The sequence below is a fragment of the Cryobacterium fucosi genome (assembly GCF_004403515.1).
In the GTDB taxonomy this organism is placed as follows: domain Bacteria; phylum Actinomycetota; class Actinomycetes; order Actinomycetales; family Microbacteriaceae; genus Cryobacterium; species Cryobacterium fucosi.
This window is the reverse complement of record NZ_SOHH01000087.1, coordinates 76841-89710: the sequence shown is the minus strand read 5'-3', so window position 1 is coordinate 89710 and position 12870 is coordinate 76841. Positions and strand designations below refer to the sequence as shown.

General features: G+C 66.9%; 14 protein-coding genes and 2 tRNA genes. 4 read left to right on the top strand and 12 right to left on the bottom strand.

Features of this window, described 5'->3' with window-relative positions; genetic code table 11:
* Positions 1–19 precede the first annotated feature (19 nt).
* The 8 genes from E3T48_RS12855 to E3T48_RS12820 form a co-directional block, all read right to left on the bottom strand.
* The gene (locus E3T48_RS12855; RefSeq protein ID WP_241986807.1) at positions 20–1135 is read right to left on the bottom strand and encodes a thiolase family protein; all 1116 of its coding nucleotides are present in this window, start codon (positions 1133–1135) and stop codon (positions 20–22) included.
* Positions 1116–2540, bottom strand: coding sequence for a class I adenylate-forming enzyme family protein (locus E3T48_RS12850; protein ID WP_134524439.1), 1425 nt, complete (start codon positions 2538–2540; stop codon positions 1116–1118). The genes E3T48_RS12855 and E3T48_RS12850 overlap by 20 nt, the downstream gene beginning before the upstream one ends.
* A gap of 51 nt (positions 2541–2591) precedes the next feature.
* Positions 2592–3425 carry a methyltransferase domain-containing protein gene (locus E3T48_RS12845; RefSeq protein ID WP_134524438.1) on the bottom strand — a complete coding sequence of 278 codons (834 nt, stop codon included), beginning with the start codon at positions 3423–3425 and terminating at the stop codon, positions 2592–2594.
* A gap of 186 nt (positions 3426–3611) precedes the next feature.
* Positions 3612–4892 (bottom strand): ATP-dependent Clp protease ATP-binding subunit ClpX, encoded by a 1281-nt coding sequence (gene clpX, locus E3T48_RS12840; protein WP_134524437.1) that lies wholly within the window; start codon positions 4890–4892, stop codon positions 3612–3614.
* A gap of 225 nt (positions 4893–5117) precedes the next feature.
* The gene (locus E3T48_RS12835) at positions 5118–5789 is read right to left on the bottom strand and encodes an ATP-dependent Clp protease proteolytic subunit (RefSeq protein WP_134507476.1); all 672 of its coding nucleotides are present in this window, start codon (positions 5787–5789) and stop codon (positions 5118–5120) included.
* A gap of 16 nt (positions 5790–5805) precedes the next feature.
* Positions 5806–6405: an ATP-dependent Clp protease proteolytic subunit gene (locus E3T48_RS12830; protein WP_134507475.1), complete on the bottom strand. Its 600-nt coding sequence runs from the start codon at positions 6403–6405 to the stop codon at positions 5806–5808.
* 277 nt (positions 6406–6682) lie between these two features.
* Positions 6683–8083: a trigger factor gene (gene tig, locus E3T48_RS12825; RefSeq protein ID WP_166789730.1), complete on the bottom strand. Its 1401-nt coding sequence runs from the start codon at positions 8081–8083 to the stop codon at positions 6683–6685.
* A gap of 43 nt (positions 8084–8126) precedes the next feature.
* A tRNA-Pro gene (locus E3T48_RS12820) sits at positions 8127–8200 on the bottom strand.
* Positions 8201–8368: 168 nt separating this feature from the next.
* On the opposite strand from E3T48_RS12820, the gene E3T48_RS12815 reads away from it, so the two are divergent.
* Positions 8369–8439 (top strand) — tRNA-Gly (locus tag E3T48_RS12815).
* A 328-nt stretch (positions 8440–8767) separates the two neighbouring features.
* Positions 8768–9076, top strand: a complete 309-nt coding sequence (locus E3T48_RS12810; RefSeq protein WP_134524436.1) for an antibiotic biosynthesis monooxygenase family protein — start codon at positions 8768–8770, stop codon at positions 9074–9076.
* On the opposite strand, the gene E3T48_RS12805 is transcribed toward E3T48_RS12810, so the two are convergent.
* A complete protein-coding gene (locus E3T48_RS12805) occupies positions 9073–9678 on the bottom strand; it encodes a GNAT family N-acetyltransferase (protein ID WP_134524435.1) in 606 nt (201 codons plus the stop codon). The genes E3T48_RS12810 and E3T48_RS12805 overlap by 4 nt on opposite strands.
* Before the next feature lie 107 nt (positions 9679–9785).
* Here E3T48_RS12805 and E3T48_RS12800 point away from each other — a divergent pair, with 107 nt between their 5' ends.
* Complete coding sequence (locus tag E3T48_RS12800) at positions 9786–10574, top strand: GNAT family N-acetyltransferase (RefSeq protein ID WP_134524434.1); 789 nt, start codon at positions 9786–9788, stop codon at positions 10572–10574.
* A 158-nt stretch (positions 10575–10732) separates the two neighbouring features.
* On the opposite strand, the gene E3T48_RS12790 is transcribed toward E3T48_RS12800, so the two are convergent.
* The gene (locus E3T48_RS12790) at positions 10733–10954 is read right to left on the bottom strand and encodes a hypothetical protein (protein WP_134524433.1); all 222 of its coding nucleotides are present in this window, start codon (positions 10952–10954) and stop codon (positions 10733–10735) included.
* A 47-nt stretch (positions 10955–11001) separates the two neighbouring features.
* On the bottom strand, positions 11002–11202 hold the full coding sequence (locus E3T48_RS12785; protein WP_134524432.1) for a hypothetical protein: 201 nt from the start codon (positions 11200–11202) through the stop codon (positions 11002–11004).
* 202 nt (positions 11203–11404) lie between these two features.
* On the opposite strand from E3T48_RS12785, the gene E3T48_RS16995 reads away from it, so the two are divergent.
* Complete coding sequence (locus tag E3T48_RS16995) at positions 11405–11860, top strand: hypothetical protein (RefSeq protein ID WP_134524431.1); 456 nt, start codon at positions 11405–11407, stop codon at positions 11858–11860.
* A gap of 16 nt (positions 11861–11876) precedes the next feature.
* Here the strand turns inward: E3T48_RS16995 and E3T48_RS12775 are convergent, their stop codons facing one another.
* Complete coding sequence (locus E3T48_RS12775) at positions 11877–12854, bottom strand: L-lactate dehydrogenase (protein ID WP_134524430.1); 978 nt, start codon at positions 12852–12854, stop codon at positions 11877–11879.
* Positions 12855–12870 lie beyond the last annotated feature (16 nt).

The window sequence follows — 12870 nt, the reverse complement described above, 5'->3', positions numbered from 1 at the left end:
CCGCGGCTCGACTCGCCGTCTACCGGCCCCGCCGCGACCCGCCAACGGTGCCGTCCCAGCGCCAGAGCGCCGCGACGCCCAGTCCCCCGGCGATGCTGACGGCCGTGAGGCCGAGGTCGCCCGCCGAGGCAGCGGCCCGGCACTGCCGCAGCAGGTTGAGCACCAACAGCGCGCCGCTCGCGCCGAACGGATGGCCGACCGCCAGCGCCCCACCCTGCGGGTTGGCGCGCTCCTCCGCGATGCCGAGGAGGACCGGGTTCGTGCCCGTCACCGCGGAATCGACGAAGCGCAGGCCGCCGCCGAGCCCGAGGGCGTCCGCGGTCCGCCGGCTGGTCACCAGCACCGCGACGGCCCCGTCGGCGTCCGCGCAGGAGTTGCCGGCGGTGACGGTGCCGCCTGCCCGGAAGGCCGGGGCGAACCGGGGCAGCAGGCCGGCCGTGAGGCTGCGCCGCGGTCCCTCGTCGGCATCGACCCGGCCGGTATCCGTGTCGAGGGTGACGATCTCCTCGGTCAGCTGCCCCGACTCGCTCGCAGCGATGGCCAGCCGGTGGCTCCGGAGCGCGAACGCGTCCTGTCGCTCCCGGGTGATGCCGAACCGGTCGGCCACGTTCTCGGCGGCGACGCCCATCTCAGGGTCGCCGACCTCGTCCGGGGAGAACCGCACCCGGTCGAAGAAGTCGGGGCGGCCGGGCGTCGAGGAGAGCCGGTGGGCGCGCAGGGGCGCGGTGCTGCAGCTCTCCACGCCGCCGGCCAGATAGACATCTCCGGCTCCGGCCGCGACGAGCCGGCAGGCCAGGACGATGGCCTCCAGCCCGGAGCCGCACTGGCGGTCGACGGTCAGGCCAGGCACCGACACGGGGAGCCCCGCGCGCAACAGGGACAGGCGGGCCACGTTCCCGCCTCCGCCGACCGCGTTGCCGACGATGACGTCGTCGACCGTGTCCGGGGCGACGCCGGAGTCGGCCAGCAGCGCGGCCAGCACCGGCGCGAGCAACCGGTCGGCGGTCAGCTGCGCCAGGCCGCCGTTCACTCGCCCGAAGGCGGTGCGGCGGCCGAGGACGATGACCGGCTCGCGGTCGGTGTCACTCCCGATTTCGGCGCCGGGCCGGTCGTGGTCAGTCGAGTGCGGTGACACGCGGGTCTCCCTCGGTGATCCATCGGGCCAGCAGATCACGGCTGAGCTTGCCGGTCGGGGCGAGGGGAAGAGCGGCCAGCCGGTAGAAGGACCGTGGCCGTTTCGCCTCCGCGAGCGCGGCGGCGGAGGCCCGGCGCAGCGCTGCCGCGTCGACCTCGGGGCCGGCGAGGACCGCCACGACGAGCTTGCTGCCTCGGCGGGCATCCGGCACACCGACCGCGACCACGGATGCCACGCCCGGCAGCTCCTGCAGTGCGGCCTCCACCTCCTGCGGGTAGATGTTCTGGCCTGCCGTGACGATCATGTCCGCCCGACGGTTCAGGAAGTGCAGCACATCGTCCCGGTCGAGGAAACCGAGGTCCCCGACGGTGCACCAGTCGCCGTCCCGGCGGAACGCCTCGCCGTCGTCGCCCCAGGCGTAGCCGGTGCTGACCAGGTCGCTGCGCACGAAGATCGTGCCCGGCTCGTTCCGGGGCAGTTCCCGCCCGGCTTCGTCCCTGATAGCCAGGGAAACGCCGGGAAACGCGCGACCGACGGCTGTGGCGTTCGCGCCGGGCGAGTCCCCCGGGCGCAGACCGGACGCTGCGATGAAGCTCAGCTCGGCCGCCCCGTAGTACTCGTGGATGGTCGCGTTGGGCGCGAACCGGCGTGCGGCGGCGAGGGTGGCCGGATCCAGCCGGGCCCCGGCGCTGACGATGCTGGTGAGCGTCCGGCCGTCCACCCCGCCGGCCAGGCCACGTTCGCTGAGCATACGCAGCACGGTGGGCACGAGAACCAGCCGGGTGATCCCGCGGTCGGCGACGCAGGCGAGGGCGGCGGCCAGGTCGAATTCCGGCAGGGTGACGAAGGTCGCCCCGGCGTGGAGGGACTCGGCGAGGGCATACAGGGTGAGGCTGGACGACAACGGGCCCGGCGCAAGCGTGCGGTCGTGCCCGGTCAGCCCGAAGTAGTCGGTCCCGGCCTCGAAGGAGCGCCGCCAGGATCCTCGGGTGCGGGTGAACGCCTTGGGCACGGAGGTCGTCCCGGAGGTGAAGCCGTAGAGGAAGACCGAGTCGGGGTGCCCGTCGGCCAGGGAAGGGACGGAATCGGGCCGGGGCTGCGCCTGCCGCCGCACGCCCTCCGCGGCCAGTCGCTCCGTGACGGCGTGCCGCTGGGCATCCGGCCAGCCTGGATCGAGCACTGCCACGGCGCGGTCACCGGCGATCCCGGCTGCGAGGGCGACCGCGAAGTCGATGCCGTTGGGCAGGCTGAGGACGCCGATGCCTGCACCGTCGGTCCCGACGGACAGCGCGTCGGTTGCCCTGGCCGCGAGTCCCGCGAAGCTGAGCCGGTCGGCGCCGACCTCGACGGCCGTCGCGCCCGGCTGGTGCCGGGCCCAGTGGTTCAGCTGATCCAGGAAGGGCACCCTTGATGTTACTGCCGGTGATGACTGTCGGTGGCGTGGCTTCGGACGGTGTTATTTCCGGGCGATGATCTCGCCGTGCGGCATCCCGAACCAGCCGTCGGGGTCGGCGGCCCACTGCCGCCAGGCGGCCGCGATCTGCCGCAGGTCGGCCAGGTCGGCCGCGCCGACCTCGATCGCGTGCGCCGCGAAGGCGGACTCGGTGGCCCGCACGGCCCACGACTCTCCCCACCACTCTCGTTCGGCATCCGAGGCGAAGCACCAGATCGACGCGCTGCTGGCGACACGGCCGAACCCGGCCTGCCGTGCCCACGCCTTCAACGCCCGCCCGGCGTCCGGGTCGCCGCCGTTCCAGTAGTGCACGTCCCGGTAGGCGGTCATCCAGAGCAGCAGACCGGGCAGCTTCGGATGCACCATCACCCCGCCGTAGTCCACGTCCCGCGCGGCGAAGATGCCGCCGGGCTTCAGCACCCGCCGGATCTCCGTCATCGCCGCAACCGGGTTGGCGACATGCTGCAGCACCTGGTGGGCGTGCACGATGTCGAAGGACTCGTCCGGGAAATCCAGGGCGTAGACGTCGCCGACCTGGAACACCACATTGCGCACCCCCTCGTCGAAGGCCAGCCCGGCCGCGCGCCGGATGATCTCCTCCGCGGCGTCGATGCCGGTGACCCGGCCGGGCGAAATGCGCCTGGCCAGGTCGACCGTGATCGTGCCTGGCCCGCACCCCACATCGAGCAGGGTCAAACCGGGGTCGAGGTGCGGAATGAGGTAGGCCGCCGAGTTCGCCACGGTACGCCAGGTGTGCGAGCGCAACACGCTTTCGTGATGACCGTGGGTGTACTGGTCGCGCGGCGCGGTCTCGGGGCGTTCGGGCTGGTCAGTCATGCCCTGAGCCTACGCACGGAAGCGGACCCGGTGTCGGTCGAACCAGGTTTGATTAGTGCTGAATCGACGAATCCCTTTTCGCGTCGCGGCACACGTCCGTTCCCGCTTCCCCCGTTCGCGGAGATCGCGAACATAACCGCCCCCGACCAGAGGCCGGGGGCGGTTCGATTCAGGATCCGGGACGGGTCAGGCGGACTTGTCCACCCGGCGCGCCTTGTGCAGCACGATGGTCGGCTCGGCGTTGTCGAGCACGGCGGCGCGGGTCACGACGACCCTGGCGACCTCGGAACTGGACGGCACCTCGAACATGATCGGTCCGAGCACCTCTTCCATGATGGCGCGGAGGCCGCGTGCGCCGGTCTTGCGGAGCACCGCCAGATCGGCGATGGCTTCCAGGGCCGGCTGCTCGAATTCGAGTTCGACGCCGTCGAGTTCGAACATGCGCTGGTACTGGCGCACCAAGGCGTTCCGCGGCACGGTGAGGATCTGCATCAGGGCAACCTGGTCGAGCTGGGTGACCGTGGTGACGACCGGGAGCCGACCGATGAACTCGGGGATCAGCCCGAACTTGTGCAGGTCTTCGGGGAGGACCTCGCTGAACAGGTTGACATCGTCGCCCTTGCTGTGCAGCGGGGCGCCGAAACCGATCCCCTTCTTGCCGGCCCGGGTGGAGATGATGTCGTCGAGGCCCGCGAACGCGCCGGCCACGATGAACAACACGTTCGTCGTGTCGATCTGAATGAATTCCTGGTGCGGATGCTTGCGGCCGCCCTGCGGCGGAACGGACGCGATCGTGCCCTCGAGGATCTTCAGAAGGGCCTGCTGCACGCCCTCACCCGAGACGTCGCGGGTGATCGACGGGTTCTCGGCCTTGCGGGCGATCTTGTCGATCTCGTCGATGTAGATGATGCCGGTCTCGGCGCGCTTGACGTCGTAGTCGGCTGCCTGGATCAGCTTGAGCAGGATGTTCTCGACGTCTTCGCCGACGTAGCCTGCCTCGGTGAGGGCCGTCGCATCCGCCACGGCGAAGGGCACATTCAGCCGCTTGGCAAGGGTCTGGGCCAGGTAGGTCTTGCCGCAGCCGGTCGGGCCGATCAGCAGGATGTTGGACTTGGCGATCTCCACGTCATCGTGGATGGCATCGGCGGCGGTGAGGGTGGCCCGGGCGCGCACGCGCTTGTAGTGGTTGTAGACCGCAACGGCGAGGGCGCGCTTGGCGGCTTCCTGCCCGATGACGTATTCCTCGAGGAATCCGAAGATCTCCTTGGGCTTGGGAAGGTCGAACTCGCCGTTGCCTTCCTCGGCACCGGCCTCGGCCAGGCGTTCCTCGATGATCTCGTTGCACAGCTCGACGCACTCGTCACAGATGTACACACCGGGACCGGCAATGAGCTGCTGGACCTGCTTCTGACTCTTCCCACAGAAGGAACACTTCAACAGGTCGGCACTCTCGCCTATTCGGGCCATCCGTCAGCCTCCTCCATCGGTATTGCTGGTAACGCTGGTAATGCTGGTAATGCTGAACTGAGCCTAGCCTGTGCCTGTGACTGTGTTGTGCAGGCCGTGCGGACCGGTGGAAATACGATTGCGGGGGCCGGCCGGGAAACCGCCGTTGGACCCTGAAAACGGCGGATGCCCGGCTGCCAGGCAGCCGCGCATCCGCCGCGTTCGACGTGCGATTGTTGCGAAGAGCTACTTGACGAGCGTGGGCACGTTCTTGCGGCTGGTCAGGATCTGGTCGATCAGGCCGTACTCGAGGGCCTCGGGAGCGCCGAGGATCTTGTCACGGTCGATGTCCTTGTGAACCTGCTCCGCCGTGCGGTTGGAGTGGTGGGAGATGGTGAATTCCAGCCACTCGCGCATCCGCTGGATCTCGGCGGCCTGGATTTCGATGTCGGAAGCCTGCCCGCCACCCTGACCGCCGGCCGAGGGCTGGTGGATCAGGATGCGCGCGTTCGGAAGCGCGAGGCGCTTTCCGGGCGTTCCGCCGGCGAGCAGCACGGCAGCGGCGGATGCCGCCTGGCCGAGGCATACCGTCTGGATGTGCGGCCGGATGTACTGCATTGTGTCGTAGATCGCCGTCATCGCGGTGAAGGAGCCACCCGGTGAGTTGATGTACATCACGATGTCGCGGTCGGGGTCCTGGCTCTCCAACACGAGGAGCTGGGCCATGACGTCGTCGGCCGACGCGTCGTCGACCTGGACACCGAGGAAGATGATGCGATCCTCGAAGAGCTTCGCGTAGGGGTCCTGACGCTTGTACCCGTAGGCGGTGCGCTCTTCAAACGTGGGGAGGATGTAGCGGGCCTCGGGCGACTGCGGGGCGCGGCCCCCGGCCTGGTGACCAAAATTCGTGAATTCCATGTCGTTTCCGCCCGTCCTACTTCTTGTTCACTGAGTCGTCGGTGCCGCCGCCACCGACCACATCCGACGCGAATTCGCGCAGGTGGTCGACGAAGCCGTATGCCACGGCCTCCTGGGCGGTGAACCAGTTGTCGCGGTCGTTGTCGATGAGGACCTGCTCGACCGACTTGCCGGTCTGTTCTGCCGTCAATTCGGCCATCCGCTTCTTCATGTCCAGGATCACCTTGGCCTGGGTCTGGATGTCGGCGGCCGTGCCGCCGAAACCGCCGGACGGCTGGTGCAGCAGGACGCGGGCGTTCGGGGTGATGTAGCGCTTGCCCTTGGTGCCGGAGGACAAGAGGAACTGGCCCATCGACGCGGCAAGTCCGATGCCGACGGTGACGATGTCGTTCGGCACGAACTTCATCGTGTCGTAGATGGCCATGCCGGCCGTGATCGAGCCGCCGGGCGAGTTGATGTACAGGAAGATGTCCCGCTCAGAGTCCTCTGCGGCCAACAGCAGGATCTTGGCACAGATCTCGTTGGCGTTCTCGTCCCGAACCTCTGAACCGAGCCAGATGATGCGGTCCTTGAGCAGTCGGTCAAAAACGCCGGGTGTAGGTGCCATATCGGCCATGTCGCGCTCCGTTTCGCTTGTCGCTTCAGAATGAATCTATAGGGTCGAACGCGCCGGAACGGCCGTGTTCGCCCTCGGCAGATTGCGCGCCGCCGCCCGCGACACTCCCCCGTCGAATTCGACGGAGATTTTGTGGGAAACGGTGTCAGGACGCGTTTCTGGGCCCCGATTGGGCACAATGTCCGTCGAATTCGACGGGCGAGACAAGACGGGGCGCCGGCCCGGCGCAAAAACGGGGCCGGATGTCTGTGACATCCGGCCCCGTTCTCGTGGCGTGCTACTTCTTGGCTGCGGCCTTCTTCTTCGGCTTGGCCGGGACGGCCTCGGGTGCCTCGGCGGCATCCTCGACCTCGTCGTCGGCTTCGTCGTCGGCTTCGTCATCCTCGTCGGCTTCGTCGTTCGCGGCGACGGCGGCGAACTCGGACAGGTCGACGGGCGCCCCGTTGGAGTCGACGACCTCGGCCTTGCCCAACGCGATCGCGAGGGCCTTGTTGCGGGCGACCTCGGCGACCATCGACGGGATCTGACCGTTGCCGCTCAGCGCCTGGACGAACTCGCTCGGGTCCATGCCGTACTGGCCGGCGCCCTGGATCAGGTACTGGGTGAGCTCGTCCTGACTGACCTGGACCTTCTCGGCCTCGGCGATCGTGTCAAGCAGGATCTGCTGGCGGAAGGTCTTCTCGCTGGACTCGGTGACCTCGGCGCGGTGCTCGTCGTCCTCGAGGCGGTTCTCGCCCTCAAGGTGGCGACGCACCTCGTCTTCGATGATCGATGTCGGGATCGGAACCTCGACCGAGGCGAGGAGCTGCTCGACGAGCTTCTCCCGGGCCTGGCTGCCCTGACCGAAGGCCTTGGAACGCAGGACCTGCGCCTTGAGGCTCTCGGTGAGCTCGGCCATGGTGTCGAACTCGCTGGCGATCTGTGCGAAGTCGTCGTCGGCGGTCGGAAGCTCGCGCTCCTTGACGGCGATGACCTTGACGGTGATCTCGGCGGTCTCACCCTCGTGGTCGCCACCCATCAGCTTGGAGTTGAAGGTGGTGGTCTCGCCGGCGCTGAGGGAGTCGAGCGCCTCGTCGATGCCGTCGATCAGGTCGCCGGAGCCGACCTCGTAGGAGATCCCGGTCGCGTTGTCGACCTCGAGCTCGTTGATGCTGGCGACCAGGTCGATCTGGGCGAAGTCGCCGGTGGTGGCGGGGCGGTCGACCGTGACGAGCGTGCCGAAACGGCTGCGCAGCTGGTCGAGTTCCTCAGCGACGTCTTCATCGGACACCTCGACGGCGTCAACGGTGAGCTTGAGGCCCTCGTAGGCGGGAAGGTCGATCTCGGGACGCACGTCGACCTCGATGGCGAGGAGCAGGTCTCCGGAGAAGTCCTTGTCGCTGGGCCATTCGACGATGTCGGCTTCCGGGCGGCCCAGGGGGCGCAGCTTGTGCTCTTCGACGGCCTTGCGGTAGAACCCGTCGAGGCTCTCGTTGACCGCGTGCTCGAGCACGGCGGACTTGCCGACGCGCTGGTCGATGATGGGCGGCGGAACCTTGCCCTTGCGGAAGCCGGGGATGTTGATGTCCTCGGCAATGTGCCCGTAGGCGTGGGTGATGCTGGGCTTCAGTTCCTCGGGGGTCACCGCAATGGTGACCTTGGCGCGCGTGGGACTCAGCTTTTCGACCGTGGACTTCACGTGGGTATCTCCTGTGTTCGAACGATGTTCTGGGGGGTGACTGTCGGGGCGACAGGATTCGAACCTGCGACCTCTCGGCCCCAAACCGAGCGCTCTACCAAGCTGAGCTACGCCCCGGATATTTTCTCAACCCGTTGGAGTCATCCTCCTGACGCGCAAAGCTCACGCACCAGCGGAATGACCTCGGTAAGTCTACTGCACGGTCAGGATGCGAAAGCGACCCTCCGTGCATCCGTCGCCCCGGAACGTGTACTAAAGTGATCGAGTGCGCGGGAGACCACGCCCGGGGATGTAGCTCAATGGTAGAGCCTCAGTTTTCCAAACTGATGGCGCGGGTTCGATTCCCGTCATCCCCTCCCAGATCGACCGGGCCGACAGCGCATCTCGGCGGGACGCGTGACCGGCATCACAAAGGCGCACCTCGCGGCCAACCGGATGCGTTGGGCCGCCACGTTGATTGGAAGAGCCGCTATCTTGGGCTCGGGGTTGTTTCTTTGGGGCGGCTACGAATCGTTCGCAATTGCTCCGGTAGGACTCGGTATCCAGGTTCTCGCCTTTCTTCTCGCCACTCTCGGACTCTTCGCGTGCTTGGGGACGCTGGTCGTCGCTTTCGACTCTGACCGCAGGCGCACAGATGTCGCTCTTGGCATTGGAGCCGTGGCACGCCGCTGCCATAGTTGATCGATGATCACGGAACACGCCCTCCTTCCTGTCGTTGCCGGCCAGGAGGCACAGTTCGAAGCAGCCTTTGCGCGCGCGCGAACCATCATCGCGTCGATACCAGGATTCCAGGGACTGACCCTGGCACGGTGCATGGAACGACCGAGCACGTACCTGCTCCTCGTCAACTGGGCCCGCCTCGAGGACCACACCGACGGGTTCAGAGGGTCTGGGGAGTACCAGGAGTGGCGCGACCTCCTTCATTGTTTCTACGACCCTTTTCCAGTGGTCGAGCACTTTCAGACTGTGAGCGTTGTGCCATCGCGCACCTAGTTTTCGAAGCCCCTTCCCCTCGCCAGGGAGTGCAAAAGACCGAGGCGCACGGCCGGCCACTCACTCTGAATAATCGAAAATACGACTGTGTCTCGTAGCGCGCCGTCTGGTCCGACGGAGTGATTGCGAAGCACCCCGTCCTCCTTCGCACCCAATGCCGCTATCGCTTTCCGCGATTGGCGGTTGTGCCAGTGAGTACGAAATTCCACCGCGATGCAGTGCAAGACGTCGAAGGCATAGGCCAGCTGCAAGAACTTGGCCTCGCGATTTGCCCCGGTGCCCTGAACGCTTTTGGCCAGCCAGGTCGAGCCAATTTCCAACCGCGGCGCAGCATCGCTCGGGTTCATGAAGGTCGTCATGCCGACTACTCGTCCCGTTGACGCGAGCCGGATGGCCCATGGCAACATGTGTCCCTGCGCATGAAGACTGAGTCGGCGTTCGATCTCGCCGGCCATCGCCTCCGGGTGCGGCACCGCGGTGTACCACGCACGCCAGAGTTCACCCTCGTCCGCCGCCACACGCAGGTCAGCCACGTGATCATGGGAGAGCGGTTCAAGGGTCACGAGCGATCCTGCGAGCGTGGGCGTTGCCGAGAGGTCCATGGCTCGACATTAGGACATCCTGGGAACCGATTGAGATGCACAAGGCGTTCGACTCGCGGCCCAAAATGATGTTGCGGCGGGCTCGTGGCGCTGCCAGCATGAAACCGATGACTGACTCCTCGGAATACCTCCAGGCCTACGACGACCAACTTCGAACCGACGCGGAGACGCCCAGCGCTCTCACCGTCACCGAGCTCGGACCGTTGCGTCTCGTGACGTTCGCCGACGGTCGCGGCTTCGTCACATACCGGGATCTCCGCCAGGCAGACCACCACGCGATAGCCGAATTGGTCGCAGGCGCGCTCGATCACTACCGTGCCGACCCGCAGATCACCCGCGTCGAATGGAAGACCCGCGGCCACGATCACGCGCCAGGATTGCACGGGATACTGTTGGAGAACGGGTTCGAACCCGGCGAACCTGAATCGATCATGATCGGGCCGCTTGAGGGCCTGTGCACGGACGCCCCCACACCGGACGGTGTCACCGTGCGGCGCGTCACCACCGAGGCGGATGTGCGTGCCATGAGTGCCATGGTCGACGAGGCGTTCGGTGACGCTGTCGACACTCGCCTCGCTGACGCGTTGCTCACGCGACTCGCCCGCGGCGACGGCCTGGAACTCTGGGTGGCCGAGACGGATGGCCGGATGGTCTGCGGGGGTCGACTCGAGCCGGTGCCCGGCACCGACTTCGTCGGCATCTGGGGCGGTGCCACCCTCACGGCATACCGCGGCCGAGGTATCTATCGTGCTGTGACGGCCGCCAGGGCCCACTCCGCGATCGCCTTGGGCAAGAGGCTCGTGCACAGCGACTCAACCGAGGATTCACGCCCCATCCTCGAACGTTCCGGCCTGATCAAGGTATCGACGACCACGCCATACAACTGGATTCGTTGATCCGAATCTCGGAGGTTCCATGAAACGAGTTACCGGCATCGGCGGCTTTCACCTGGGCCGATGGCGCCGGCACGCCCGTTGGTGGAACGACCATCTGGTCCATTGGTTCGGCGCAGGATGCCCCCCTTTGCGCCCAGCACCGCTGCGTTCATGGTCAACTACCGGGTCGAGAATCTCGACGGCCTGGGTTCCGCGTCCATGATCTCGTCGAACCCCAGCGCCTCGACGTCGGCCATGCCGACTTCGATGCTGCCGAATGTGCGGCCGTCGAACAGGTCGGGCGTGTGCTCGTCGTGACCGGCCGCGCGCAGCCGCTCGGCGAACGCGGTGACCCCATGACTCAATCCCTGTGCGCGGTGGAACAGGACGAGTTGAGTCATGGCCGATTCCTTTCCGGCTCTGCGCAATGAGGATTGGCTCTGGGCGATCAGGCGCCGATCAGGAGCAACACGTGGTAGACGACGTAGACCGGCCAGACGATGGCTTGGAGCAGACCCAGGATGACGCCCCAAAACGTGCCCGATGAGAGGGAAACGAAGTAGATGGCCGCACCGATATACGCCAACAGGAAGACGAAGCCCCATGGCCCGTCTCGCACGATCACCCGTGCCCGACCGTCGGTCGCCATCTGATCCTCCTCTTTCGCGCTGCCTTCCTTAACGTGCAGGCCTAATTGGCAGGTTAGACGCAGCATCCGAAGTGCGACAGCCCATTCAGCCGTGCGAGTCCCGATTGATTGACAGGATTTCTCGAACGGGTCCAGCGTCGCCGGTGGGGTTGGTTGCCTGCCTCACAACGCCTCCCCGCGGAGGCACACCTGGGGAGTGAACGTGCCAATCCAACTGATTCGACGTGGCGTGCTGGGTAGTTTCGCGGCGGTGGGCGTGCTGACCGCCGCCGGCATGACGCCGGCCCAGGGCGCAGAGCGTGGGGGCCGGCATCGGACAGGAGACCCGGTCTCCCTGACGATCATGGGGACGACCGACCTGCACGGCTGCGTCTTCAACTGGAACTACTTCCAGAACGCGGAATACGACGACTCCGCGCGGAACGACATCGGCCTGGCCAAGGTGGCCACGCTGGTCGAAGCGGTCCGCGTGCAGCGCGGGCGCGAGAACACGCTGATGATCGTCACGACCGCACCGGTGGTTCACAACGCCCAGCAGGAGATCCGCCAACTGATCATCGACTGGGTCACCCGGGCGCGGGTGGTGGAACCATCGTCGTTCGCAAGCGTCGATTGGACACTCGTCTCCGGCGGTGCGCCGGTGCAGATCAGCGATTGAGACGGATGCGCCGGGCTCAGGCCAGTCCGAGCCTGTCCAGCGTCGCCCGGAGCGTGTCTGCCGAGTGCTGGAACAGTGTCTGCTCCGAGTCGGAGAACGGCACCTCGATCACCCGGGACACGCCATCGGCGTTGACCACGGTCGGCACCGACAGCGCCACCTTGCTCACGCCGCGGTACCCGGTCAGCACCGAACTGACCGGAAGCACGGCGCCTTCGTCGCGCAGCACGGCCTCCACAATCCGCGCCCCGGAGAGCCCGATCGCGTAGTTGGTGGCGCCCTTTCCGGCGATGACCCGGTACGCCGCGGTCTTGACGTCTTCGGTGATGGCCTCGAACTCGGCCTCCGAGAACTTCACGCGCCCGTTCGTGACAGGAGAGAGGTCATCCGCCACCCACTGGGCCAGCGAGATCGGGCCGACCCTGGCCTGGGACCAGAGAGGGAACTCCGAGTCGCCGTGCTCGCCCACGATCACGGCGTGCACGTTGGCGATCGCAACGTCGACCCGGTGCGAAAGCAGCCAGCGCAGCCGCGAGGAGTCGAGCACGGTTCCGGAGCCGAAGACCCTGGCCGACGGGAGCCCACTGAAGTGCAGGGCCGCGTAGGTGAGGATGTCGCACGGATTGGTGACGATCATGAAGACGGCGTCGGGCGCTCGCTCGACGAGCTTCGGCATCAGTTCACGCAGTATCCCCACGTTGACCCCTGCCATGTCGAGGCGGGACTGGCCGGGATGCTGCCGCGCGCCGGCGGTGATCACGACCATGTTGGCGCCCGCGATTGCATCCAGGTCCGAACCGCCCGACACGCAGGATGCGCCGGTGAACTGGGTGCCGTGGGCGAGGTCGAGCACCTCGGCCTCGACCTTGGCCTCATTGATGTCGTAGAGCACAACCTCGCGCGCGGACTGGCGGATCAGGGAGGCGTAGGCGAGGGAGGTGCCCACGGCACCCGCCCCGATGATGGCCAGCTTGGAATTCTCGATTGCGCTCATGCTCCTAGTCTCCCCC

Coding starts and splice junctions, on each gene's coding strand:
- E3T48_RS12845 (WP_134524438.1), bottom strand. CDS start 3,425: ATGACTGACCAGCCCGAACGCCCCGAGACCGCGCCGCGCGACCAGTAC.
- clpX (WP_134524437.1), bottom strand. CDS start 4,892: ATGGCCCGAATAGGCGAGAGTGCCGACCTGTTGAAGTGTTCCTTCTGT.
- E3T48_RS12835 (WP_134507476.1), bottom strand. CDS start 5,789: ATGGAATTCACGAATTTTGGTCACCAGGCCGGGGGCCGCGCCCCGCAG.
- E3T48_RS12830 (WP_134507475.1), bottom strand. CDS start 6,405: ATGGCCGATATGGCACCTACACCCGGCGTTTTTGACCGACTGCTCAAG.
- E3T48_RS12810 (WP_134524436.1), top strand. CDS start 8,768: ATGATCACGGAACACGCCCTCCTTCCTGTCGTTGCCGGCCAGGAGGCA.
- E3T48_RS12805 (WP_134524435.1), bottom strand. CDS start 9,678: ATGGACCTCTCGGCAACGCCCACGCTCGCAGGATCGCTCGTGACCCTT.
- E3T48_RS12800 (WP_134524434.1), top strand. CDS start 9,786: ATGACTGACTCCTCGGAATACCTCCAGGCCTACGACGACCAACTTCGA.
- E3T48_RS12790 (WP_134524433.1), bottom strand. CDS start 10,954: ATGACTCAACTCGTCCTGTTCCACCGCGCACAGGGATTGAGTCATGGG.
- E3T48_RS12785 (WP_134524432.1), bottom strand. CDS start 11,202: ATGGCGACCGACGGTCGGGCACGGGTGATCGTGCGAGACGGGCCATGG.
- E3T48_RS12775 (WP_134524430.1), bottom strand. CDS start 12,854: ATGAGCGCAATCGAGAATTCCAAGCTGGCCATCATCGGGGCGGGTGCC.